Source organism: Lysinibacillus sp. LK3 (assembly GCF_001043675.1).
In the GTDB taxonomy this organism is placed as follows: domain Bacteria; phylum Bacillota; class Bacilli; order Bacillales_A; family Planococcaceae; genus Lysinibacillus; species Lysinibacillus capsici.
This window is the reverse complement of sequence record NZ_LDUJ01000017.1, coordinates 120,649-144,880: the sequence shown is the minus strand read 5'-3', so window position 1 is coordinate 144,880 and position 24,232 is coordinate 120,649. Positions and strand designations below refer to the sequence as shown.

The 24,232-nt window shown below is 39.0% G+C and carries 22 protein-coding genes; 3 read left to right on the top strand and 19 right to left on the bottom strand.

The genetic code is table 11. From position 1 onward, the window contains the following. Window positions 1-11 precede the first annotated feature (11 nt). Entirely contained in the window at window positions 12-1,172 is a 1,161-nt protein-coding gene (locus VK91_RS13160) for an alpha-hydroxy acid oxidase (protein ID WP_048393366.1), read from the top strand. Further along, window positions 1,169-2,365: a CaiB/BaiF CoA-transferase family protein gene (locus tag VK91_RS13155; protein WP_048393363.1), complete on the top strand. Its 1,197-nt coding sequence runs from the start codon at window positions 1,169-1,171 to the stop codon at window positions 2,363-2,365. The genes VK91_RS13160 and VK91_RS13155 overlap by 4 nt, the downstream gene beginning before the upstream one ends. A gap of 133 nt (window positions 2,366-2,498) precedes the next feature. Here VK91_RS13155 and VK91_RS13150 read toward each other — a convergent pair whose 3' ends face one another. The 19 genes from VK91_RS13150 to VK91_RS13060 form a co-directional block, all read right to left on the bottom strand. Next, on the bottom strand, window positions 2,499-3,698 hold the full coding sequence (locus tag VK91_RS13150) for a glycine C-acetyltransferase (protein ID WP_016992223.1): 1,200 nt from the start codon (window positions 3,696-3,698) through the stop codon (window positions 2,499-2,501). A gap of 58 nt (window positions 3,699-3,756) precedes the next feature. After that, window positions 3,757-4,833, bottom strand: coding sequence for a nucleotide kinase (locus tag VK91_RS13145; protein ID WP_048393360.1), 1,077 nt, complete (start codon window positions 4,831-4,833; stop codon window positions 3,757-3,759). A 101-nt stretch (window positions 4,834-4,934) separates the two neighbouring features. After that, window positions 4,935-5,570, bottom strand: coding sequence for a YitT family protein (locus VK91_RS13140; RefSeq protein ID WP_009371629.1), 636 nt, complete (start codon window positions 5,568-5,570; stop codon window positions 4,935-4,937). Between the two features lie 119 nt (window positions 5,571-5,689). After that, the gene (ybaK, locus tag VK91_RS13135; protein ID WP_009371630.1) at window positions 5,690-6,184 is read right to left on the bottom strand and encodes a Cys-tRNA(Pro) deacylase; all 495 of its coding nucleotides are present in this window, start codon (window positions 6,182-6,184) and stop codon (window positions 5,690-5,692) included. Window positions 6,185-6,208: 24 nt separating this feature from the next. Further along, a complete protein-coding gene (locus tag VK91_RS13130; RefSeq protein WP_048393358.1) occupies window positions 6,209-6,934 on the bottom strand; it encodes a hypothetical protein in 726 nt (241 codons plus the stop codon). A gap of 326 nt (window positions 6,935-7,260) precedes the next feature. Beyond that, complete coding sequence (locus VK91_RS13125; RefSeq protein WP_048393357.1) at window positions 7,261-7,914, bottom strand: VanZ family protein; 654 nt, start codon at window positions 7,912-7,914, stop codon at window positions 7,261-7,263. 45 nt (window positions 7,915-7,959) lie between these two features. Next, window positions 7,960-9,498: an acyl-CoA carboxylase subunit beta gene (locus tag VK91_RS13120; RefSeq protein ID WP_048393355.1), complete on the bottom strand. Its 1,539-nt coding sequence runs from the start codon at window positions 9,496-9,498 to the stop codon at window positions 7,960-7,962. Between the two features lie 53 nt (window positions 9,499-9,551). Continuing rightward, window positions 9,552-10,334, bottom strand: coding sequence for an enoyl-CoA hydratase (locus VK91_RS13115; protein ID WP_048393353.1), 783 nt, complete (start codon window positions 10,332-10,334; stop codon window positions 9,552-9,554). Continuing rightward, complete coding sequence (locus VK91_RS13110; protein ID WP_048393351.1) at window positions 10,331-11,248, bottom strand: hydroxymethylglutaryl-CoA lyase; 918 nt, start codon at window positions 11,246-11,248, stop codon at window positions 10,331-10,333. Before VK91_RS13110 ends, VK91_RS13115 begins: the two co-directional genes overlap by 4 nt. Window positions 11,249-11,262: 14 nt before the next feature. After that, a complete protein-coding gene (locus tag VK91_RS13105; protein WP_004225532.1) occupies window positions 11,263-11,475 on the bottom strand; it encodes an acetyl-CoA carboxylase biotin carboxyl carrier protein subunit in 213 nt (70 codons plus the stop codon). A 66-nt stretch (window positions 11,476-11,541) separates the two neighbouring features. Continuing rightward, on the bottom strand, window positions 11,542-12,900 hold the full coding sequence (locus VK91_RS13100; protein WP_048393349.1) for an acetyl/propionyl/methylcrotonyl-CoA carboxylase subunit alpha: 1,359 nt from the start codon (window positions 12,898-12,900) through the stop codon (window positions 11,542-11,544). Window positions 12,901-12,915: 15 nt separating this feature from the next. Further along, window positions 12,916-14,550, bottom strand: a complete 1,635-nt coding sequence (locus VK91_RS13095) for an AMP-binding protein (RefSeq protein WP_048393347.1) — start codon at window positions 14,548-14,550, stop codon at window positions 12,916-12,918. Between the two features lie 43 nt (window positions 14,551-14,593). After that, window positions 14,594-15,736: an acyl-CoA dehydrogenase gene (locus tag VK91_RS13090; RefSeq protein WP_036078132.1), complete on the bottom strand. Its 1,143-nt coding sequence runs from the start codon at window positions 15,734-15,736 to the stop codon at window positions 14,594-14,596. Window positions 15,737-15,856: 120 nt separating this feature from the next. Then, entirely contained in the window at window positions 15,857-16,474 is a 618-nt protein-coding gene (locus VK91_RS13085) for a TetR/AcrR family transcriptional regulator (RefSeq protein ID WP_036078131.1), read from the bottom strand. 304 nt (window positions 16,475-16,778) lie between these two features. Beyond that, window positions 16,779-17,831 (bottom strand): membrane protein, encoded by a 1,053-nt coding sequence (locus tag VK91_RS13080; protein ID WP_004225538.1) that lies wholly within the window; start codon window positions 17,829-17,831, stop codon window positions 16,779-16,781. 39 nt (window positions 17,832-17,870) lie between these two features. Beyond that, window positions 17,871-18,977 carry an o-succinylbenzoate synthase gene (gene menC, locus VK91_RS13075; RefSeq protein ID WP_048393345.1) on the bottom strand — a complete coding sequence of 369 codons (1,107 nt, stop codon included), beginning with the start codon at window positions 18,975-18,977 and terminating at the stop codon, window positions 17,871-17,873. A 1-nt stretch (window position 18,978) separates the two neighbouring features. Continuing rightward, on the bottom strand, window positions 18,979-19,791 hold the full coding sequence (locus tag VK91_RS13070; RefSeq protein ID WP_048393343.1) for a GNAT family N-acetyltransferase: 813 nt from the start codon (window positions 19,789-19,791) through the stop codon (window positions 18,979-18,981). A gap of 23 nt (window positions 19,792-19,814) precedes the next feature. Next, window positions 19,815-20,930, bottom strand: coding sequence for a M20 peptidase aminoacylase family protein (locus VK91_RS13065; protein WP_048393341.1), 1,116 nt, complete (start codon window positions 20,928-20,930; stop codon window positions 19,815-19,817). Window positions 20,931-20,935: 5 nt separating this feature from the next. After that, window positions 20,936-21,805: a MurR/RpiR family transcriptional regulator gene (locus tag VK91_RS13060; RefSeq protein ID WP_004225544.1), complete on the bottom strand. Its 870-nt coding sequence runs from the start codon at window positions 21,803-21,805 to the stop codon at window positions 20,936-20,938. A gap of 234 nt (window positions 21,806-22,039) precedes the next feature. Between VK91_RS13060 and VK91_RS13055 the strand changes: the two genes are divergently transcribed. Then, window positions 22,040-24,229, top strand: coding sequence for a DNA topoisomerase III (locus VK91_RS13055; RefSeq protein ID WP_048393340.1), 2,190 nt, complete (start codon window positions 22,040-22,042; stop codon window positions 24,227-24,229). Window positions 24,230-24,232 lie beyond the last annotated feature (3 nt).

Here is a 24,232-nt window from a genome sequence, read left to right as displayed (position 1 = left end):
AGGTAGTAACGATGACAAACATAACTGATGGCGATCTACTCTTAAAAAATATAACTGCACAAGCCCCCTTCCCCATTTGCTTTGCAGATTTAGAAAAGGCCGTAGCGGAAAAAATCGAAGCTGGCCCTTTTGGCTACATCCGTTCAGGTGCTGGCGGTGAACAAACACTGCGCAATAATCGTGCAGCTTTTGAGAAGTATTCCATTGTTCCCCGATTTTTAAATGATGTGTCAAACGTTGATACATCGGTTCATTTGTTTGGTAAAACATATCCAACTCCTTTGCTTTTTGCTCCTGTGGGCATGAACGGAATGGTTCACGATGAAGGTGAGCTTGCCGTTGCACGTGCCGCCCAGTTTTTAAATATCCCTTATATACAAAGCACTGTGTCCACTTTTGCTCTTGAAGAAGTTGCTCAAGCTGCGCCTTCTGCAACAAAATGGTTTCAATTATATTGGTCTACTAATGAAGAAATTGCTTTTAGCATGGCTGCACGTGCGGAGGAAGCTGGATTTGAAGCGATCGTTTTAACTGTCGACACCGTAATGCTAGGCTGGCGTGAAGAAGATGTACGCAATCAATTTTCACCATTGAAGCTAGGCTATGCAAGAGGAAATTATATGAATGATCCCGTTTTTACAGCCACTTTACCTGATGATTCATTCGAGTCCTACGTACAAGGTGTCTTGCAAAATGTCTTCCACCCAACACTTAATTGGGAGCATGTTCGAGAGCTAAAAAAACATACCAACCTTCCTATATTATTGAAGGGAATTTTACATCCTGAAGATGCAAAGCATGCTATCGACAATGGTATTGATGGCATTATTGTATCAAACCATGGTGGCCGTCAATTAGATGGTGTAATTGGTTCACTTGATGCCCTTCCTGCTATTGTGAAAGTTGTGAATGGACAAATTCCTATTATATTAGATAGTGGTGTATATCGTGGCATGGATGCCTTAAAAGCACTTGCTTTAGGAGCGAATGCAGTTGCAATTGGACGTCCTTTCGTCTATGGACTAGCCCTTGAGGGACAACAAGGTGTCGAAAAGGTGATGACCAATCTTTATGATGAATTAAAGGTTTCTATCGCATTAGCCGGTGCTACCTCTGTCAAAGGATTACGCAACATCACATTAGTCAAACAGGATGGGACTGAGGGTAAATGAAACAAGCATTACAAGGATTAAAGGTTATCGATTTATCACAAGTCTTAGCAGGTCCCTATTGCACCATGGTATTAGCAGATATGGGTGCAGAAGTTATCAAAATTGAAAAATACCCAAATGGAGACGATACCCGTACAATGGGTCCATTCGTTAATGAAGAAAGTCATATGTATATGATGGTTAATCGTAATAAAAAAGGTGTCTGCATCAATTTAAAAACGACTGAAGGACTGACTTTATTTAAAGAATTGATTCAATCTGTTGATGTACTTGTGGAAAATTATCGACCAGGTGTCACGAAAAAGCTTGGTATTGATTATGACACATTAAAAGCCATCAATCCTGGCCTAATTTACTGCTCTATTTCCGGTTATGGTCAAACAGGTCCTTATAGTCAAAAGGGTGGCTATGATATTATGGCTCAGGGTCTGAGTGGCTTAATGCATATGACAGGTGAAGCAGATGGACGACCTGTAAAAGTTGGCTTTGCGGTGAATGATATTGCTGCTGCACAAACAGCCTTACAATCGATTTTAATGGCCTATATTTATAAGCTTCGTAGTGGTGAAGGTCAATATATTGATGTGTCCTTAGTGGAGTCAGGTCTTGCGTGGACTGTTTGGGAGGCCGCTGCTTACTTCGGAAAGGGTGAGTTACCTGAGCGAACAGGAACCGCCCATCGTGTGTCTGCGCCCTATCAAGGTTTCAAAACACAGGATGACTATATTCTAGTAGGTGCTGGCAATCAAAAGCTATGGGAGATTTTTGCGGCAAAGGTTGTCAATCGACCTGATTGGTTAGACAATCCTCTCTTTGCTACCAACTATTCACGTGCCCAACATGTGAGGGAGCTGGAAGCAGAAATTGAAAGCGAGCTAATTAAGCATAAGGCTATCTACTGGCTCGAACTATTAGATAAGCATGGTGTACCATCTAGTCCAATCTATTCTTATGACCAAACATTGAATGACCCTCATATACTAGAGCGTGGCATGGTACTGTCCTATGAGCATCCGACTGCTGGACCAATGAGAACATTGGGCTTCCCAGCTAAGTTTTCACAAACACCTGGACAGCTAACAAGTGCAGCACCCACTTTAGGACAACATAATGAAGAAATTTTACAGGCATTAAATATTTCTGATCAAGCTATTCAACAGCTCAAAGCAGGCAAAATAATTGGGTCAAAATAAAGTGATTGTCTATTTTTAGATCGCCCTATCAGTTAGATTTAAGCTTCTATCGGTCACTTTTTTGATTCTATCCTTCACTTTTTCTTTTCTATCATGCAAAAAAGGCTTCCCCATTCATGAGGAAGCCTTTTTCTTATTGAATAACGCCTAATTCACGACCAACCTTCTCGTAAATCGCAATTGCATCATCAAGCATTTCTTTTGTATGTGCCGCTGTTGGCATATTCCGAACGCGACCTGTACCTTTTGGAACTGTTGGGAAGACAATTGATTTTGCATAAACGCCTTCTTCAAATAAACGTTTTGAAAATTCCTGTGTTAATTTTTCATCCCCAATGATGCATGGTGTAATTGGTGTCTCAGACGCACCAATATTAAAGCCAAGCTTCTCAAGCCCCGCTTTTAAATAATTACCATTATCCCACAGTTTATCGTGTAGCTCTGTTGAATCAATCAGCATTTGCACGGCTGCTGTAATAGCGGCTACATCACCTGGTGGTAATGCTGTTGAGAATAGGAATGGGCGTGAGCGAACTTTTAGCCAATCAATTAAATTTTTCTTACCTGCTACATAGCCACCTACTACACCAATGGCTTTTGATAATGTACCAATTTGGAAATCAATTTCTTTTTCTAATCCAAAATGCTTCACAGTTCCTTTTCCTTTACCTGTTACACCCGAACCATGTGCATCATCCACATACGTGATTAAATCAAACTCTTTAGCTATTTCCACAATTTCAGGTAATTTAGCAATATCACCATCCATTGAGAAGACACCATCTGTGATAACCATGATTTTATTGTATAAACCTGATTCCTTTGCTGCCTTTGCCTTTGCACGTAAATCCTCCATATCAGAGTGATTAAACGCGATGATTTTTGCCTTTGATAAGCGACATCCATCAATAATAGAGGCATGGTTTAATTGATCAGATAGAATGGCATCATTTTTATCCATTACAGCCGAAATAGCTGCCATATTACAATTAAATCCAGATTGATAAGAAATAGCCGCTTCTGTTCCTTTAAATTCAGCAAGCTTTTCTTCTAATTTTACGTGCAAGTCAAGTGTCCCGTTGATTGTACGAACAGCACCTGCTCCAACACCGTATTTATCAATTGTCTCTTTGGCAATACGCTTTAATTCTTCATTTGTTGCTAAACCAAGATAGTTGTTAGAGGATAAGTTAACAAGATTTTTGCCACGGACCTGAATAATTGGGCCATTTGCTCCCTCTACTGGATCGATTTCATTGTATAAGCCTTGTTCATGTAAGGCTTGTAGGTTTTCATCTAAAAATGCATTCAATACTTTTGACAAGCGTATCATCCTTTCCTAGGAAAACTGTTCTCGCTCCTAGTTTAGCACATGCAAGCCATTAGCTACATTACTTTGTTAATCTTTCGAATAGTGGCGCTGTTTTTTCGCGCCATAAAGAAGCCGATAGACAATTATCTAATAAACGACGAACGGTATATTCAGCTTCTGCATATCGTTTGGAATGGCCCATCGCATCCTGTATAGCTTCTTTGTATTGTGCTCGCACTGCCTCGATCGCAGTTTCTGCTTCCTCTGACAGCGCACAATGTTGACCAATATCAAATATCTTATCCCCTAACCTACCATCCTCTGGATCAAAGATATGAGGCTCTGTGCTATCAAAAATACAGAAATTAAGCTCTGGGATAATGACCATATCTACAGATTCCGCATCTAAGCCACACCAAACAATTTGTGCATCAAGCCCTCTTGCATTTGCTTCATCGGCTAAGCTTTTCATTAGTGAAGATTTGCCTGTACCTGGCTTACCTTTAATCATGAAGCGAGTCGTGATACTTTTGGTGATACTATCCACTGTATTTTCCGCACCTCTAGGAGTTAGCGTTCCCAGTAAACGATGTGTCCGCATACCTGTTTTATTCAGAATAATAGATTGGAACACTTCCGACTTTAAATTTTCCACCTGTTCATTTAATGCCTGCCAGTTCATACAGCTTTGTGTGATAACCTCCCAGTCATCATGTAGCTTGATTGCTTGATCCAGTTTCGCTATGCATTTTTCACGCCATGTTGCACGCTCTTGCATCGCCTCTGCAAGCTGTTCTCCAACCTTTTTAAGCTGTATGTCTTCTAAGCATTCATAGAAAGACATGACACGATGCTTTGTACCGAGTAAAGTTGGCTCGATATTCCACTCAGATGCCCATACAAAAAGTCTGTTACAGCCTTTTATATAAACGGCCTCAACAACCTCCTCTAATAAAGCATGCTTAAACCACTCGACAGCAAAGCCCTGTTTCACATAGAAGTATCCTAGTTCTTTTAACAGTTCTGAACCTTTAAATGTGGCAGGCCCTTGCAAAAAATAAACGAGAGACGCCTCTTCCATCATTTCTTTATATAAATGCTTCACACCTTGGCCAGTCAATGCGTGTCCAAAATAATACGTTACATTTCCGTTCAAATGTCGTTCCTCCTTTAGCTTATGCCCTGCATTATATGAAAGAACGCTAAAAAAAATGAAAAGCTACTTCTATCCTTTACAGATCTAAGTAGCTTCTTGGTTTAATAGAATGGCTTCATGCCCTCCATATTTCCAATACATTTCATCAATATTTTACGACAATACGGTAATGAATATTGCACAATATAGCCTGAGGTTAAGGCGATCAATACCGTCCCTACTCCAACTGGTCCTCCTAGAAGCCAGCCAACAATGGTTACAAGTACTTCAATTCCCATTCTTGCTGTCTTAATAGATCCGCCAAATTTTTCAACAAGTATCATCATTAAGGTATCCCTTGGTCCTGCGCCCATATTCGGTGCAATATACATCCCACAGCCAAAGCTCAAAACAAATAAACCAATTATAAAATATGTAATTTGTAAGCCATATACATCCGTTGAGGGCAACAGCCAGTTAAATACATCAATGAACGAGCCGATTAGCAGCATATTGAGCCAAGTACCTATCTTTGGCCATTGACGTAATACAATGGATGTTGAAGCAACTATAAAGAGTCCTGTTACAATAGACCATGTGCCGATACTTAACCCAAAATTTTGAAAGAGACCTACATGTAAAACATCCCATGGGCTTGTGCCAACGATTTTCCCCTTTATCGACATCGTGATTCCAAGTGACATCACCATTAAGCCACCAATAAAAAAGGTCCAACGCCACCCCATTATTCTACGCATTCCTTATCCTTCTCTCTATGAATAATATTGCTATTACTTTATCATACTTTCAACCAAAATTAAGCTATAGTGCTTAAACTAAACCGTTTATCTTACCACATAAAAAACTACCCATTCTCTCACTCATGGGTAGTTGTAATTGAGGCAAGTTGTGCCTTTGTTATATTCTTCAAATCATCTATTTGTACATGAATTTGCATACCAATTTTCCCAGCACTAACGATTATACTACCTTGTTCTTGAGCAGATACATCGATGACCGTTGGATATAACTTCTTCATCCCTACTGGTGAACATCCACCACGAACATAACCAGTATGGCTAAGTAGATCTTTTACCGCTAACATTTCAATTTTCTTTTCCCCAACTACCTTCGCGGCTGCTTTTAAGTCCAGCTCTTCAGCCACTGGAATAACAAATACAAATAACCTTTGTGCACTTGCTTTTGCTACTAATGTTTTAAATACCCTAGCAACAGGCTGTCCTATTTTCTCAGCTACAGAAACACCATCAACTTGACCGTCCCCTGTTTCATATTCCATCACATCAAAATGAATTTTTTGTTGTTCTAATAAACGAATCGCATTCGTTTTCGCGTGCTTTGCCTTTGCCATGTCAACAATCTCCTATCTACAGCATCAGGCTATCAAAGAGAACATAGAATCCTTGTCTGGACGATAGCCATTTTTCGTCATTTGAACGTGAGCCGCATATCTTTCCGATGCCTGTTTAAATGCTCTTAACTTGAATGCAGTCTCATAGTTCTTACCGAAAATTGTATCTGCAAATGGGTCCAATTTCAATTCCTTCGAGTAACGTTCAGGAACCTTCACTTCAATGATGTCACGTACAAAAGATGGTTCGCTTTCATTTGTGGCAACCTCGTCAACATTTGAATTATTTAACATATGCTGTATTTGAGCATCAACGCTTTGCGCCACACGTAAATCTTGAGGAGAAGGCTCTGCTGATGTCAATGCTGCATTACGTACCTGCTCTAAAATGTGTAGTGTGTCACCTAGTTCTGAATCGGATATATTCGAGGGATCAGCGTTATCATTCATTCCTACTTTATAGGTTTGCTCATGTGCCCGTACACTCTTTTCTGTTTGCTGTAAATCTTCCATAATGGCTTTCTGCTGAGGAGTTACTTCTTTTGACTCTTCTTGCTGCTGGTCATACAAATCTTGGTCAGTACGTCCTAATAATAAATTTTCAAGTTCAATCAATAATGGGTTTTTCTTTGGCTGAAAATACATCGCATTTTTTCTATAGGCATCTCCTGCCTCTTTACGCTGAAGTATTTTTTTACGATTATGCTGGGATGAAATTCTTTCTTGTTCCATTAAATTTGATATTTTCATAGTTTTCACCTCGCCCTTCTATCTACATATGCTAATAAGTTAATAGATATGAACATTCTTCCTCACACTCTATCTATACCATTTTATAAGTTTCTGTACACTCATTATCGGAATTTTCACTATTAAATTCAAGCACTAATTACTACTAACCTCCTAAAGAGATACTAATTATTTTCAAAAATAGGTATAAAGAATCTCATCTAATTAATGTTTTCATATTCATTTATTAGCTCCATACCCTTTTCAATAAAATTTATTACCATATACACTACACAAATAGTGTTAATCAACGTAAAAAAACAGCCCTTCATACTGGACTGCTTTTCTTATTTTTTGGGTCTAATCAATATCCCTTTATAGGCTAAGTAACCAAGCCATGCACCAATTGTATTCAAAATTAAATCATCAATATCCGCAGAACCAACGGTAAAAATAAATTGAACGGTTTCGACAGCAAGACTAGAAATAAAGCCTAAACAAATAATAACCCACGCTTTTCGGAATTTCTTCGATAGCAATGGCAGTAAAAAGCCCATGGGAGTAAAAATTAATAAGTTGCCAAGTAAGTTAACGATTATAATTTCCCAATTAAAATATTGAGAGTAGTTTATATAACGGAGAATCGTCTCGAAGGGAATAAAATTAGTAGTTAATCGCCAGCTACTATAATCAAACAATCCTAAGTCACCTATAGAATAATCTCCCCTTAATAAAATGACGACTACATCTACTAAGCGATCAATAACCAATTTATAAAAAGCCATAAATGAATAGATACTAAATAAAATCCAACCTGCGATCTTTAGCGGCAAATGATATGTATCAATGACATCCCGATATGGTAATGGGAGCTTGGCATTATTTTGAACATCCGCTATGTTGTTTTTAGACAAGCTTAACACCCACTTCCCTTTTATTCCTTCCCATATTTTAATATGCTCAACTATAGCTTGCAAGTAGCTGAAAAAATTATCATCCAAAAAGGCTGTCTCCTACCAGCAGAGACAGCCTTATAATAAGTATGTTTAAACTGGGTTTACCCCATGCTTACGTTGTGAGAATAATAAGTATTTTGACATATAAAGTTCTAAGCGATTTTCTAGTACCTTACGCAGCTCATTAGGCTCAATCACATCATCAATGATAAGCTCTGAAGCTAAGCGATACACATCAATTTCCTCTTGATATTCTTTACGTTTCTCGGCAATGAAGCTTGCTTGCTCTTCTTTTGGAAGTTCTGCAATTTTATTGGCATAGACGGCATTGACAGCAGCTTCTGGTCCCATTACGGCAATTTGTGCATTTGATAAGGCAATACAGCAGTCTGGTTCAAACGCAGGGCCAGCCATTGCATATAATCCTGCACCATACGCTTTACGCACAATGACCGTTAGCTTAGGAACAGTTGCCTCACTCATGGCAAAAATCATTTTAGCACCATGACGGATGATTCCTGCTTTTTCTACCTGAGTACCAATCATAAAGCCTGGAACGTCTGCTAGGAATAACAGTGGGATATTGAATGCATCACAAAGTGAAATAAATTTCGCCGCTTTATCAGCAGAATCGTGGAATAGCACGCCTCCCTTAACACGTGGTTGGTTAGCGATGATCCCAACGGATTGTCCATTAATTCGTGCAAGGCCTGTAATTAATTCTGGTGCAAATAATTTCTTAACCTCACAAAACGAATCTTCATCAATAATACGATCAATTAGCTTATACATATCAAATGGTACATTTTGATTTTGAGGAATTAATTCTTCAATAGATTTATCAAATGAAGCTGGTGGTTTAGGAGCCTCTACATTGCTACGCTCTGCATAGTTATTCGGGAAATATCCTAAATATTTGCGCGCATAAGTAATAGCCTCCTGTTCGGATTTAACAAGCACATCTCCACAACCAGAAACAGAACAGTGCATTTTTGCGCCACCCATTGTTTCTAAATCTACTTTTTCACCGATAACCATTTCGGCCATTCGAGGAGATCCTAAATACATAGAAGCATTCCCTTCTACCATCACCACAATATCGCAAAATGCAGGAATATAGGCGCCACCCGCTGCGGAAGGACCAAATAATAAGCAAATTTGCGGAACTTTTCCTGACAGTTTGACTTGATTGTAGAAAATGCGCCCTGCACCTCGGCGCCCTGGGAACATTTCAAGCTGATCTGTAATACGCGCACCCGCTGAATCCACTAAATAAAGTAATGGACAATTCAACTTTTCAGCGGTTTCTTGAATGCGAATCATTTTTTCAACCGTGCGTTTTCCCCAAGAACCAGCTTTAATCGTTGAATCGTTCGCTAGCACACAAACTGTGCGACCATGGATTTTACCAATACCAGTGATAACGCCATCTGCTGGTAAATCCCCTGCTAAACAGTTCGCATAGAGTCCATCCTCTGATTGAAGACCATCATCAAGTAATAGTTCAAGACGCTCACGTACAAATAGCTTGCCTTGTTGTGCATTTTTGTCATGATATTTTGGTAATCCACCTGCTAAAATTTTATCTTTCATTGTAGGTGGTGTATTTTCTGTCGAGATATTGCTCATGTTTATTTCCTCCCTTTGCCCAATCGATTACACCAAAATTATTTCTTGGCGTTTTATTTCCCTGAATATTGTGGCGCTCGCTTCTCTTGGAAGGCAAGTAAGCCCTCTAATCGGTCTTCTGTTGGGATCAGTGCACTATATGCAAGTGATTCAATTTTTAAACCGGTAGCTAAATCTACCTCAACACCTTGATTGATCGCAACTTTGGCCTGCACTAGAGAGAGTGGTGCATTTTTTGCCATTTCCAGTGCAAGCTGTTGTGCCTTATCTAATACCTCATGTCCTTCATAAACATACTCGATAATGCCATAATTTTCAGCTTCTTTAGCACTGAGCCTACGTGCTGTATAAATTAATTCCTTTGCTTTACCAAGACCAATTAGACGTGGAAGCCGCTGTGTTCCCCCAGCTCCTGGAATAATACCGAGTGATGTTTCTGTTAAGCCAAGCTTTACATGTGTAGCCGCAATTCGTAAATCACAAGCTAGTGCCAACTCCAAGCCTCCACCAAAGGCAACACCATTTAAGACAGCAATGACAGGCTGTGCAAGCGTTTCAACTTTTGCCACAGTGGCACCAATCAGCTGCACGATCTGCTTCACTTGTCGATCAGACATTCCTTTACGTTCCTTTAAATCAGCACCTGCACAAAATGCCTTTTCGCCTGCACCTGTTAGAAGGACTACACGCACTGCTGGATCACCATTGATTTGATCAAGTGTGGCAGACAGCTCATGCAGTAATTGAACCGACATAGCGTTAGCAGCTTCTGGTCTTGAAAGAGTAATAAGTCCAATACTACCCTCTAGTAATTCAAATCGAACGAGTTGTGTCATCCTTGATTTGCACTCCTTTCATTGCGGACAATAGCCATTTGCTTTGATGCAACCGCTTTGCCTAACTTCTCTTCAATAAAGAGTGCTGCCTCTAGCACCTTTTGTCGATCTACGCCTGTTTCAATGCCCATCTCATCGAATAAATACAATAAATCTTCTGTGGCTACATTACCTGAGGCACCTTTCGCATATGGGCAGCCCCCTAGCCCACCAAGCGCACTATCAAACTTGGTAATACCCATCTCTAAGGATTTCATAATATTGGCTAATGCTGTCCCACGTGTATCATGAAAATGCATGGCAAATTTTTCAGCAGGATACCTTTTTAGCAATTCCTCTAAAAGAAACTCAACCTGCGTCGGTACACCAACACCAATTGTGTCACCAAGCGATATTTCAGTCACACCCATCTCCAATAATTTTTCCGTTACTCGTAATACCTTGTCAGGGTGTATATACCCCTCATAGGGACAACCAATAACCGTTGAGATATAACCTCGAACATGTTTTTTTGCAGCCTGAGCTCCTACTACAACTTCCTCTAATATGGGAAATGTATCTTCTATGGTTTTATTAATATTACTTTGGTTATGGCTTTCACTAGCAGACATAAAAATACTTACTTCATCTACTTCAGCCTGTAATGCGCGTTCTAAGCCCCTCATATTGGGTACAAGTGCCGCATAGGTAATATCCTTATGTCTTTTAATGGCTTGCAGAACCTCGACTGCATCTGCCAATTGAGGAATCCATTTGGGATGCACAAAAGATGTCACTTCAATATAATTTAATCCTGTTTGACCTAATAAATTTACTAATTGCACTTTATCAGCTGTTGAAATATGCGTTTTTTCATTTTGTAAGCCATCACGGGGACCAACTTCTTTGATTGCGACTTGCTTAGGTAGCTGCATAAACAAGCCTCCTCTTATTCAATTTCTAAAATATCATCATCAACGTTAATGAAGTCTCCCTCATTGGCAATGATTTTCGTCACTACGCCATCCTCTTCTGCTGCAATTGGAATTTCCATTTTCATCGATTCTAAAATAGCTACATCTTGACCTGCTGTCACTTTCTCGCCCTCTGTTACGACGATTTTCCATACTGTCCCTGCCATGCTTGCTTTTACTGTTGCCATAATCATTCACTCCTATTTTTTATCATGTATTCGTCCCTCTATAGAAGCACGAATACATGATAATTGTTATTTTGTTTCTGCTAATTGCGGTAAATAATATTGCTCTACAAATTTTGTCGTCGTATAGCCTTTTAAAAATTGCTCATGTGTGACGGTTTTTAACAGCATCGGGATATTCGTTTGAATCCCCTCCACTTTATACGCCTTTAGCGCTTGTGCTAATCTTTCACAGGCAATTTCTCTTGTTTCCCCCCACACCACCAATTTACTAATCATTGGATCATAGAATGGTGTTACCACTGAACCAGACTCTACACCACACTCATGTCGAATGCCTTCACCTGTCGGTAATTCAAGAGTCGTAATGGTACCTGGAGACGGGAAAAATGTCGAAGGATTTTCAGCGTATATGCGTACTTCAATTGCGTGCCCTTCTTTAGTAATACTTTCTCTAGTAAACGTAAGAGGTTGTTTTGCCGCAATTTTTAATTGCTCTTCTACTAAATCAAGCTTCGTAATTTCCTCCGTAACGGGATGCTCTACCTGTAGTCTTGTATTCATTTCTAAAAAATAAAAGTTTTGATCTTCATCAACCAAGTATTCGATTGTTCCAGCATTGACATAACCAATATGCTTCGCCGCCTTAACTGACGCTTCTAGCATTTTTTCTCTTGTCTCTTGTGAGATAAACGGTGATGGTGCTTCTTCTACTACTTTTTGATTTCTTCGTTGAATAGAGCATTCTCGTTCAAATAATGGAACGACATTACCTTGATGATCAGCAATAATTTGCACTTCGACATGGTGAGGGTTAGCAATGAATCGCTCCATATACATCGTGCCATCACCAAAGAATGATTGTGCACGCTTTTGATTGCCCTCGAAAGCTTTGGCTAGTTCCTCAGCATTTTCAACTAGCTGCATACCGATACCGCCTCCGCCTGCCGATGCCTTTAACATAATTGGATAGCCTAAACGCTCCGCTATGGCAGTGGCTTCTTCTACATCCTTCACTGGCGCTTCTACACCCTCTACAATCGGTACACTAGCAGCTTTCATTGTTTTACGAGCCTCTAATTTACTGCCCATTGAAGCGATCACATCAGCACTTGGCCCGATAAACACTAAACCTGCCTCTGTACAACGTTTCGCAAAATTTGCATTCTCTGATAGTAAACCATAGCCAGGATGAATAGCCTCTGCCCCACTTTCTAGTGCAATTTCAAGAATGCGGTCGATGTTTAAATAGCTCTGTGCAACAGGTGACTTCCCTACACAGAAAGCCTCATCTGCATCTTTCACATGTAAGCTTTCAGCATCTGCCTCTGAATAGATAGCAACCGTATGAATATTTAGGCGCTTGCATGTTCTGATCACACGTCTAGCAATCTCCCCACGATTTGCAATTAATACCTTGTTGAACATATTCACTGCCCCTCCTTACTTTACGGTCATAACGAAATCTTCTCGTAATTTATATTTTTGAACTTTTCCAGATGCAGTCATTGGATAGTTATCAATAAAGAAAATATGTCGTGGAATTTTATGTCTTGAAATTTTATCCCGACAATAATCTCGGATTTCTTCCGTTGTGGCCTGCTCTCCTTCTTTTAAAACAATCCAAGCTGCCGCCTCCTCGCCATAAACAGGATCAGGGACACCTGCAACCTGAACATCTGAAATTTTCGGATGTGTATAAAGGAACTCCTCAATTTCACGAGGATATAGGTTTTCGCCACCACGGATAATCATATCCTTTAAACGACCTGTTACACGAACATAACCTGCTTCATCCATCGTTGCTAAATCACCTGTATGCAACCAACCATCCTCGTCAATCGCCAGATCTGTTTCCTCCTGGTTTTTATAATAGCCCTTCATCACATGATAGCCCCTTGTACACAGCTCTCCCTGTTCATTTGTCGGAGCTTCCTCGGTAGTTCCAGGAACAACAATCTTTACTTCTAGGTTAGGTAAAGCGCGGCCAACCGTCTCCACCTTTAACACTAGCGGGTCATCCGTTCTTGTCTGTGTAATAACAGGTGATGATTCTGTTTGACCGTAGCATATTGTTATATCTTTCATGCCCATCTTCTCAATGACCGCTTTCATAACCTCAATTGGACAGTTTGATCCTGCCATGACTCCTGTACGTAAAGTTGAAAGATCGAAAGATGCAAAATTCGATAAATTCAGTTCACTAATGAACATCGTTGGCACGCCATGTAATGCAGTGCATTTCTCTTGTTGAACGGTTCTTAGTACCTCTTCAGGTGAGAACTCCTGTACTGGTACCATTGTTCCACCACTTGTTGTAATGGCTAATGTTCCTATGACACAACCAAAGCAATGGAAGAAAGGGACTGGGATACATAGACGATCCTCTGCCGTTAAACGCATACATTCTGCAATGTTAACAGCATTGTTGACTAAGTTAAAATGCGTTAGCATGACTCCCTTAGGAAAGCCTGTTGTACCAGAAGTATATTGAATATTAATGACATCATCATAATGAAGAGACTGCTCTCTCTGATCTAACTGTTCCTCGGTTACTTGCTCGGCAGCAGTTAAAACGTCTGACCAATTAAGTACGCCGGGGTATTTGGTTTCACCGATTAAAATAACATTTTTTAATAAAGGTAGTCGCTTTGATTGCAAATTACCTGGTTCACAATGTTCAAGCTCTGGACATAACTCTTGCAGTGTATTGATAAAAGAATGGTCTCGATAATTTTCAATTAAAAAAATCGTTTTAGCATCAGATTGCTTCAATAAATACTCCAACTCACTCGCACGGTAATTCGTATTTACCGTTACAATTGGAGCACCCATCTTCCCTGTACCAAATTGAAGCTGTACCCACTCAGGAACATTCGTCGTCCATACTGCGATATGGTCTCCCTTTTCAATTCCTAGAGCCATTAAACCTCTCGCTACGTATCGTGCTTGACGATTTAGCTGTTCATAAGTCATGCGTAAATTTCTGTCAGCATAGACTAATGCTTCATTCTGCGGGTACTTTTTTGATTGTTCATCTAGCAATTGACCAATAGTTTGATACACAAGTTCTGCCATGAAGATCCCCCTTATTTATGCTATTTAACTTAACTGATGATGATTAACAGCCAATTAGACGAGAAATAACAAGACGTTGAATTTCAGATGTTCCTTCACCGATTTCCATTAATTTAATGTCACGTAAATGACGTTCTACATCATATTCTTTCATATATCCAGAACCACCATGAATTTGGATTGCTTGATTACATGTACGGAAGCCCATTTCAGAAGCAAATAGTTTAGCCATCGCAGCTTCTTTGCCAAATGGCTTCTTTTGATCTTTTAACCATGCCGCTTTATGTACTAGCGTACGAGCAAGCTCTATTTCCATCGCCATATCCGCTAATTTAAATTGGATCGCTTGTAGCTTCGAAATAGGTGCACCAAATTGCTCACGTTCCTTCGCGAATTTTAGTGCCTTTTCATAAGCAGCCTGGGCAATTCCAACAGAAAGAGCAGCGATGGAAATACGACCACCATCCAATGTATTTAAAAACTGGCTAAAGCCACGTTTTTCATCCCCTAATAGATTTGTTCTTGGGACACGGACATTTTCTAACACAATTTCACATGTATTGGAGCCACGTACACCCATTTTGTCATAATTACAGTTGATTGTTACGCCTGGTGTGTTTGTTGGCACAATAATAGAAGAAATAATCTTTTTACCATCCTCACGTTTACCTGTTACCGCCGTTACAATAATTTGTCGAGCATATCCTGCATTAGTGATCCAGCATTTCTCTCCATTAATAATGTAGTCATCACCATCAATAACAGCTGTAGTACGTGTGCCCCCTGCATCTGAACCTGCATTTGGCTCTGTTAAACCGAATGATCCTAATGTCTCACCCTTAGCTAATGGAACTAGCCACTCTTGCTTTTGCTCCTCTGTGCCGAAGTTGTAAATTGGTGAGGCTCCTAAGCTAACAGCAGCTGCATAGCTTAACCCTGTGCCCCCACATGCTCGACCAATCTCCTCTACAGCTAAAGCGTAGGACACCGTATCACCACCTGATCCACCATATTCCTCAGGAAACGGGATACCCAATAAGCCTAGTTCTGCCATTTTCTTAAAGCTCTCTATTCTCATTGTTGATGTCTCATCAACCTCACGAGCATACGGTTTAATCTCCTTCTCAGCAAAATCACGCACCATGTCTCGAATCATTTCTTGCTCTTTTGTTAATTCAAAATTCATCCCTAATCCCCCTATTGTTGAATTTGCCATAGTAGATGTAGCTCAAGAACAATTGCTTACAGTGAAATACCGACTAGTCGGTTTGTAAAAACAAATAATAAAACCAGTGTTTCCTACTGGCTACCCCTTTATTATAAATTGCTTCGCTTCTCCCATGGCTTGCTCTGTCACAATTGCCCGTAATACCATATCGGTAAAAACATCTGTGATTTGCTCCATCGTTAATGGTCCTGATTGCTTAAACCATTTGTACGTCCAGTTAATCATCCCGACAATTGCCATTGTTACAATTGTACAAGGTAATTCGGTACGAAAAACCTTTGCTTCCTGACCCTCTGCTATCACTCTTTGTAAAATATCACGATAGTGATCTCGCTTTTTATGGATGATGTCACTATATTCATCTGAGAGTGAACGACTTTCTTCATAAAAAATCGTAATATGTGCTTGATACATATCAAATACTTGTGTCAGTGTTTGCAGCATGGCACACAAACGTGTGATGGGTGTATCGAATTTGTCATATGCAGCTTGCGATTGTTGAATGACATATGAAATAAAGACATCATGAATTTCATACAACAGTTCATCTTTTGATTTAAAATTATGATAAAATCCACCCTTTGATGCCCCAATATATTCCACAATACGATCCACGGTTACATTGTGATAACCATCTTGTTGAAACAATTCAACTGAAGCGTCTACAATTCTTTGTTTTAACGTTTTCTTTACCATAGGCCCTATCATCCTTCATCTAGCTCTATACTTCATCACTCCTTATAATCAGGAAAAACCATTAAACCCATAAAGTATTCTATTTTTTCCTAATTATAAAAATACTATGACAATACAAATATAACATTCTCAAAAATTGGTGTCTAGCACCGAATAGCTTTTTTCTATAGTTTCGAGCATAATTTTTACTTAAAACAGCATGGACAGATTTCGCAAACACAAATTAACTGTATGATATATATCTTGCTTTCATCACAAAAAACAAAAAAATTTCCCTTACGTTCACAAAAGGGAAATTTTTACTTTATAAAGTTTTTGGTAGTTTACGTAGCCACGAAATAATAACAGCAACAATTAAGGCGAAACCTAAGTAGCCCATTGTTGAATAGACTTTACCAACTAATGTAGTAAATCCTACTAGGCTTGCAGCAAAACCTATTAATCCTATAACTACAATAGCTACTTTAAAATATTGATGGTCTGGCGCAATAAATCGAACTGTAAATGAATAGAACATCCCCACCGCAGTATTGTACATCATGCCTAATAAAGCAATAGACATTAAGACACCTACTATAGGGTGAATTTGTTTTGCTAATTCTAATGTTGGCATTGCTACTCCATCAATAACATTTATTTTAGCAAACATGGCTATATTGATTAATACAATTAAGATACCAAGCATTAAACCGCCAAGTAGTCCACCTCTGCCAGCAACTTTGCGGTCCTTTACTGTTCCACCCATTACAATTAACATTGCTGCACCAGCAGCGATATTATAGGAAACATAAAGTAACGCTCCCATTAACCAATTAGATGCTGCAGATGATTGTGCTTTCGCTAAAGTATTTTGCTCTGCAATAGATATATCCATCGTAAAGATAGAATAAATCAAAATAATAAAAATGATACCCATTAAATAAGGGGTAACCAATGCTATTAAATTAATAATATTATTAACATTTAATAGTAAGGTTAGTATAGTTATAACAACCATAAAAATACTACCAACTACTGGATTGATGCCAAACATCTGATGAAATGTTGAGCCTGATCCAGCAAACATGACAACAGCAACGCCAAATAAGAAAAACGTGATAACGATATCTAAAATAATGCCAACATATCGCCCTCCTATATGATAGATCACCTCTTTATGTGATGTTGTTTGTAAATCTGTTCCTAATTGAGCTAAACTCATTCCTAAAAATGCGAAGGCAAGGGTAGCAACAATGGCACCTACCATACTGTACAAGCCAAAGCTAGTAAAGTACTGCATTATTTCCTGACCCGATGCAAACCCTGCTCCAACAATTAAGCCTACAAATGCTCCACCTATCTGCCAACTTTTTTTCATAGCCCACCTACTATTCTAATATAAGAAATTTAAGTCTATTTATTGATATGTTTTCTGTGCGACTGTGAAGGAATTTACCGTTTCCCTATTTATTTCATAACCAATTCCTACTTGTTGTGGTACTTCAATATAACCATCTTTTACAACTACTTCTGGTTCGATAATATCCTTTTCCCAATATCGATTAGAGCCAGCAGTATCTCCCGGTAATATAAAATTTGACAACGTTGTTAAGGCTACATTGTGCGCACGACCAATACCAGATTCCAACATGCCGCCGCACCATACTGGGATGTTATGTGTCTCACAATAATCATGTATTTTTTTTGCTTCTGTTAGGCCACCAACACGACCAATTTTTATGTTTATAATTTTGGTGCTCCCTAGTTCTATAGCCTTTCGTGCATCTTCTAACGAATGGATACTTTCGTCCAAACAAATTGGTGTTTCCATTAATTTTTGTAATAAAGCATGGTCGATAATGTCATCTGAAGCCAATGGTTGCTCAATCATTGTTAAGTTAAATGCATCAAGTTGTTTCAATGTCTCAGTATCCTCTAGACGATAGGCTGAATTGGCATCCGCCATAAAGGCTACATCAGGAAATGTTTCCCTTAATGTACGCATAACCTCTATATCCCAGCCCGGTTTTATTTTGATTTTCATGCGCTTATAGCCTTCCTTTACATAGCCGTCAACTAATGTAACTAACTCCTCGATTGAATTTTGTATGCCGATACTAATACCTACTTCAATTTTATCCTTTTTACCACCAAGTGCTGTTGCTAGGGATTGGCCAGTTTGCTGTGCATATATATCCCAAATAGCTCCTTCTATCGTCGATTTCGCCATATTATTTTTGCGAATCGGCTCAAATAATTGACTCACTTCATCGGGGTGATGAATCTCTTTATTTAAAATAAGAGGAATGAGGAAGTCTTCAAGCATATGCCAGTTTGTTTGAAGTGTTTCTTCATTGTACCAAGGTGAATGAAAGGCAACTGATTCTCCCCAACCAATTAAGCCTGTCTCATCTTTTGCCTCGAGGACTAAAAAGTCCCTCTCATCAAACGTGCCAAAGCTTGTTGTAAACGGTGCTTTTAATTTCATCTTCAATTGTCGTATTGTGATTTCTGTAATTTTCATATTAAAATGCTCCTTCCAAATTTAAAGCTGCTTTTTTCACTAAAACATATTCGTTATAGCATTCTCGTTGTTGCAGTGAAATTGCTGCATACCCTGCTGAAAATAGTTGCTTTAGTATAGTTCTTGTTTTGAAACGCCAATCCAATGCTAAGCTAGGATTTTGTGCTTTTAAGGCTTGAAAGTCCTTAGGAACAGGTAGCGTATACAACTCTTCTACAAATTCAAAATTTTCAGTCATTTTTAAACATAATAAGCCCTGCTTTGTAAGTTCACAGCTTGCCACTGGTTTTGCATCCGCTACTTCTATTGTAATGTCGTTCACCACATAATCTGAAGTTAAATGCCAGCTCACCTCAAATCGATCAGAGGGTAGCCCTTTATTGAAACCATCCTGCATTTCACCGTAGCAATTTTCTATATAGGTATAGCAAATACCCTTTAATTTAGATAAATTAAGATAAGCATTTCGGGTTTCAAGAGGGTCAAATGTCCATACCATTAAGTCATAGCCACGTTCAATAGCAATAGCTCGCTGTTCGTACTTTAACTTTTCTCCTATGCCTAGTGATCGATATTTTTCATCAATCCCTAGCATATGAGAGCATAGATAGCTTTTTCCTTCTCGAAAACCCGCAAAACCATAACTAAATCCGACTAATTTATCTTCTTGATAGGCACCTACAACGATGCCCCCATTTTTCACTGCTGTCAGCGTTTGATGAAGAGGAATAGCAGACATTCCCCATACATTCAACTCTAATTGCTGAACCTGCTCAAGTTGTTCTATTGTTTTGATTTCTCTTATCTCTATCATAGCTATCTCTTCTTTCTATATCTTTATAATGCTCTCAAAATAGCCCTTGTAATAATATTTACTCCTACTAACAGCCGGTCTTGATTAAAGGTCATTTGCGGATGATGTAAGCCAGGAGTAACCCCACAGCCTAATCCAAGCATTGTAGCTTTAAGCTTCGGACGTTCATAGGTATAAAAATGAAAATCCTCCCCTCCTGGTGTAACAACTGATGGAGCGCAAGCCTTTTCCCCAACTACATCAATAATAGCTGCCTTCATATGTTGTAAGGCTTCATCATTCACCAATGCTGCCACTATATGAGCATCTACCTGTAAGGTAATCTTGGCACCATACATCGCTTCAACAGAGGCTTTTACACGCTCCACCCCCTCTGTGATTACCTGCATCACTTCATTTGTTTGGGCCCTTGCATCAATGCTAAAGGTTGCTTTACCAGGAATAATATTTGTAGAGGTGCCTCCCGCATTAAACTGTGTCATTTTGACAGAGGCAGAGATAGTTGGATCAGTCCAAATTTTTTGAAGACCTTCGACAATAGCTGCTCCAACCTCAATTGCATTAACGCCAAGTTCTGGTCGTGAGCCATGTGCCTCTTCCCCAATAATGGTCCCTGTAAAAAGCTTTGCTGCTCCGTGGTATAACGCTGGCGCATATGACCCATCCTGTAATTCCTTTAATGGGCGAACATGAACACCAAATAAATAATCTAAATCATCTATAATACCTTTTTCGACAAATGCGCGTGCTCCTTGGGCCTTTTCCTCAGCAGGCTGAAATAGTATGCGTACAGCACCTGACAGTAAATGCTCCATGTCCTTTAACAGCAATGCAGTTCCAATAGCCATCGTCATATGACCATCATGTCCACAAGAATGGTTAGCTTGAAAGACACCATTAACCTCCTGCCAAAGTGCATCTATATCAGTGCGGAACCCTACTCTAGGTGTTCCATCCCCTATATCAACATAAAGTCCTGTCATATCTTCAAAAAGGTGTGGCTCCATTTGGGCCTCTCTTAATAAATTTGCTATATATTGAGTTGTATTGTGCTCTTGCCAACTAACTTCTGGATGTTCATGTAAATGTTTAAAAATATCTGTAAGAAGTGGCTGTAACTCTTGTAAAATTTGGTTCATATTAGTCAACTCCATCGGTTTGCTAAAAAGCTATTTTGAAAATCGTCATATTTTACGCGCTGATTTTCATAATAGTCATGATCTTGAGCAGTCATTCCTGCTATTAGTGTATTTAAAAATGCTATGAGTGCTGGCATAGCATCAATTGTTGAAACTTCTTGTTGTTGTTCATTCACAAAGGTGATAGTTGCATATTGAGTAATAGGTGCAATTTGAGAATCGGTTATGCCAATAATCTCACATTTTTTTTCTTGTAATTCGGCTGCAAATTGGATCGGCTCTTTAAAGTAACGGTGGAATGATAAAATAATTACTACACTATTTTCATCAATCTCTTGAATAGCACGTATGACCTCACTTGTTTCAAAATTTAATAAAACAACATTCGGTCGCAAAAGATTTAATGTAAAATGAAGCCACTGTGCAGCTAAATGGGAAGAGCCATTCCCTGCAATATATATTTTTTTCTTCTCATGGAGCAATACTGAAGCTCGATTAAAGTCTTCCTCGTTAATGTTTTTAGCCATATTTAAAATGCGAGATGCATCCTTTTCCATCGTCTTTACATAAAAACGTGGATTTTCAAAAAGAGCTTGCTTCGATTGCAAATAATTCTGCAAACTACTTGCATTCCCTTCATTAAATAAATGCATGGTTACCTGACGTTGCAATTGTGCATAACCAGATAAGCCTAATGCGTAACAAAAACGGATAACTGTCGTTTCACTTACTCCGGCCTTTTCCCCTACATATGAAGCAGAGTGGATTCCTACTGTCTGTAAATTTTTTAATATGAATGTAGCTACCTTTTGTTGACTTTTAGACAACTCTTGATATTTCTCTTGAATCATTTGCTGAATTGTTTGATCTCTCATAAAAGAAGCTCATCCTTTTTTTATTTATACTATGAAGCCGTTACTTCATTTTCATGTAAACTAGACTAACATAATAATTTTCAGAATTCAATATTTTTTCTGAAATTTATACTTTCTTAACTGTTACCTGCCTAAATCATCCTCCGACATTTAATAAATTCGCTTCAGTTAAACTGCGAACCCACTCAACCTATGCTATATTTAAAACCATGGAACTATGAAAGGGTGTTAACAATGGCAAAGAGCGTAGTAATTGCTGAAAAACCTTCTGTAGCACGTGATATTGCACGTGTGCTGAAGTGTAATAAAAAAGGAAATGGCTTCCTTGAAGGAGATAAATATATTGTGACTTGGGCGCTTGGACATCTTGTAACACTGGCTGACCCAGAAAGCTATGATGTGAAATATAAAACATGGAATCTTGAAGATCTCCCCATGTTACCTGAACGCTTAAAATTAACGGTTATAAAGCAAACTGGAAAGCAATTTAATGCAGTCAAAAGTCAGCTTACACGTAATGATGTTAATGAAATCATCATTGCTACAGATGCTGGACGTGAAGGTGAATTAGTAGCACGCTGGATACTTGATAAAGTGAAAATTAAAAAGCCTTTGAAACGCTTATGGATTTCCTCTGTTACAGATAAGGCAATAAAAGATGGGTTTGCCAATCTAAAGCCAGGCAATGCATATGATAATCTCTATGCCTCTGCTGTAGCTCGCTCAGAGGCAGATTGGTATATCGGGCTTAATGCTACTCGTGCTTTAACTACCCGCTTTAACGCACAGTTGAATTGCGGACGTGTACAAACACCAACAGTAGCAATAATTGCTGCACGTGAAGATGAAATTAAAAACTTTAAGGCACAAACTTATTATGGTATTGAAGCGCAAACAACTGATAACTTAAAGCTTACATGGCAAGACCAAAATGGTAATAGTCGTAGCTTTGATAAAGATAAAATCAATACACTGGTGAAAAAAATAGGAAATAACAATGCCATCGTTGCGGACATTGAAAAGAAACCTAAAAAATCATTTGCACCTGGTCTTTATGATTTAACTGAATTGCAGCGAGATGCCAATAAAATCTTCGGCTACTCAGCGAAAGAAACATTGAATATCATGCAAAAACTCTATGAGCAACATAAAGTGTTAACTTATCCACGTACGGATTCTCGCTTTATTTCACAGGATATCGTTGCTACACTACCAGAACGCTTAAAGGCCTGTGGTATTGGTGAATATCGCTCCATCGCCAATAAACTGCTTACTAAACCAATCAAGCCAACAAAGGCCTTTGTCGATGATAGTAAAGTATCAGATCATCATGCGATTATTCCAACAGAGGGCTATGTAAATTATTCAGCTTTCACAGATAAGGAACGTAAAATTTATGATCTTGTTGTAAAGCGTTTCCTAGCTGTTCTACTGCCTGCTTTTGAATATGAACAACTAACACTGCGTGCAAAAATTGGCGATGAAAGCTTTATTGCTCGTGGAAAAACGATTTTATCATCTGGCTGGAAGGAAGTTTATGAGCATCGCTTTGATGATGAGGACACAACAGATGACGTAAAGGAACAAATACTACCACGCATTGATAAGGGCGATATATTAAAAGTAAAGCTTATTGCCCAAACTTCTGGTCAAACAAAGCCACCTGCTCGATTTAATGAAGCTACTCTTTTATCAGCCATGGAAAACCCAACAAAGTATATGGCAACGAATGATAAAAAATTAGCCGATACATTAAAATCTACGGGCGGTCTTGGCACAGTCGCTACACGTGCAGATATTATTGAAAAGCTTTTCAATTCCTTCTTAATAGAAAAGCGTGGTGGCAAAGATATTTATATTACCTCCAAAGGTCGTCAACTACTCGACCTAGTGCCAGAGGAATTAAAATCCCCTGCCCTGACAGCAGATTGGGAGCAAAAGCTTGAACTTATTGCAAAGGGCAAGCTAAAAAAAGATGTATTTATTAGCGAGATGAAAAATTACACAAAGGAAATTGTTACAGAGATTAAGGGTAGTGACAAAAAGTATAAGCATGATAATATCTCTACCAAAACATGTCCTGATTGCGGTAAACCAATGCTTGAAGTGAATGGCAAGAAAGGAAAAATGCTTGTCTGCCAAGATCGCGAATGTGGTCATCGGAAAAATGTCTCACGTACCACAAATGCACGTTGTCCACAATGTCATAAAAAATTAGAGCTTCGCGGAGAAGGTGATGGTCAAATTTTCGTTTGTAAATGTGGCTATCGCGAAAAATTATCAGCCTTTGAAGCAAGACGTAAAAAAGAAGGCGGAGGCAAGGTCGACAAGCGCTCCGTACAAAAGTACTTAAAGCAGCAAAACAACGAGGAGCCTGTGAACAATGCACTTGCTGAAGCATTGAAGGGGTTAAAGTTCGATTAATTA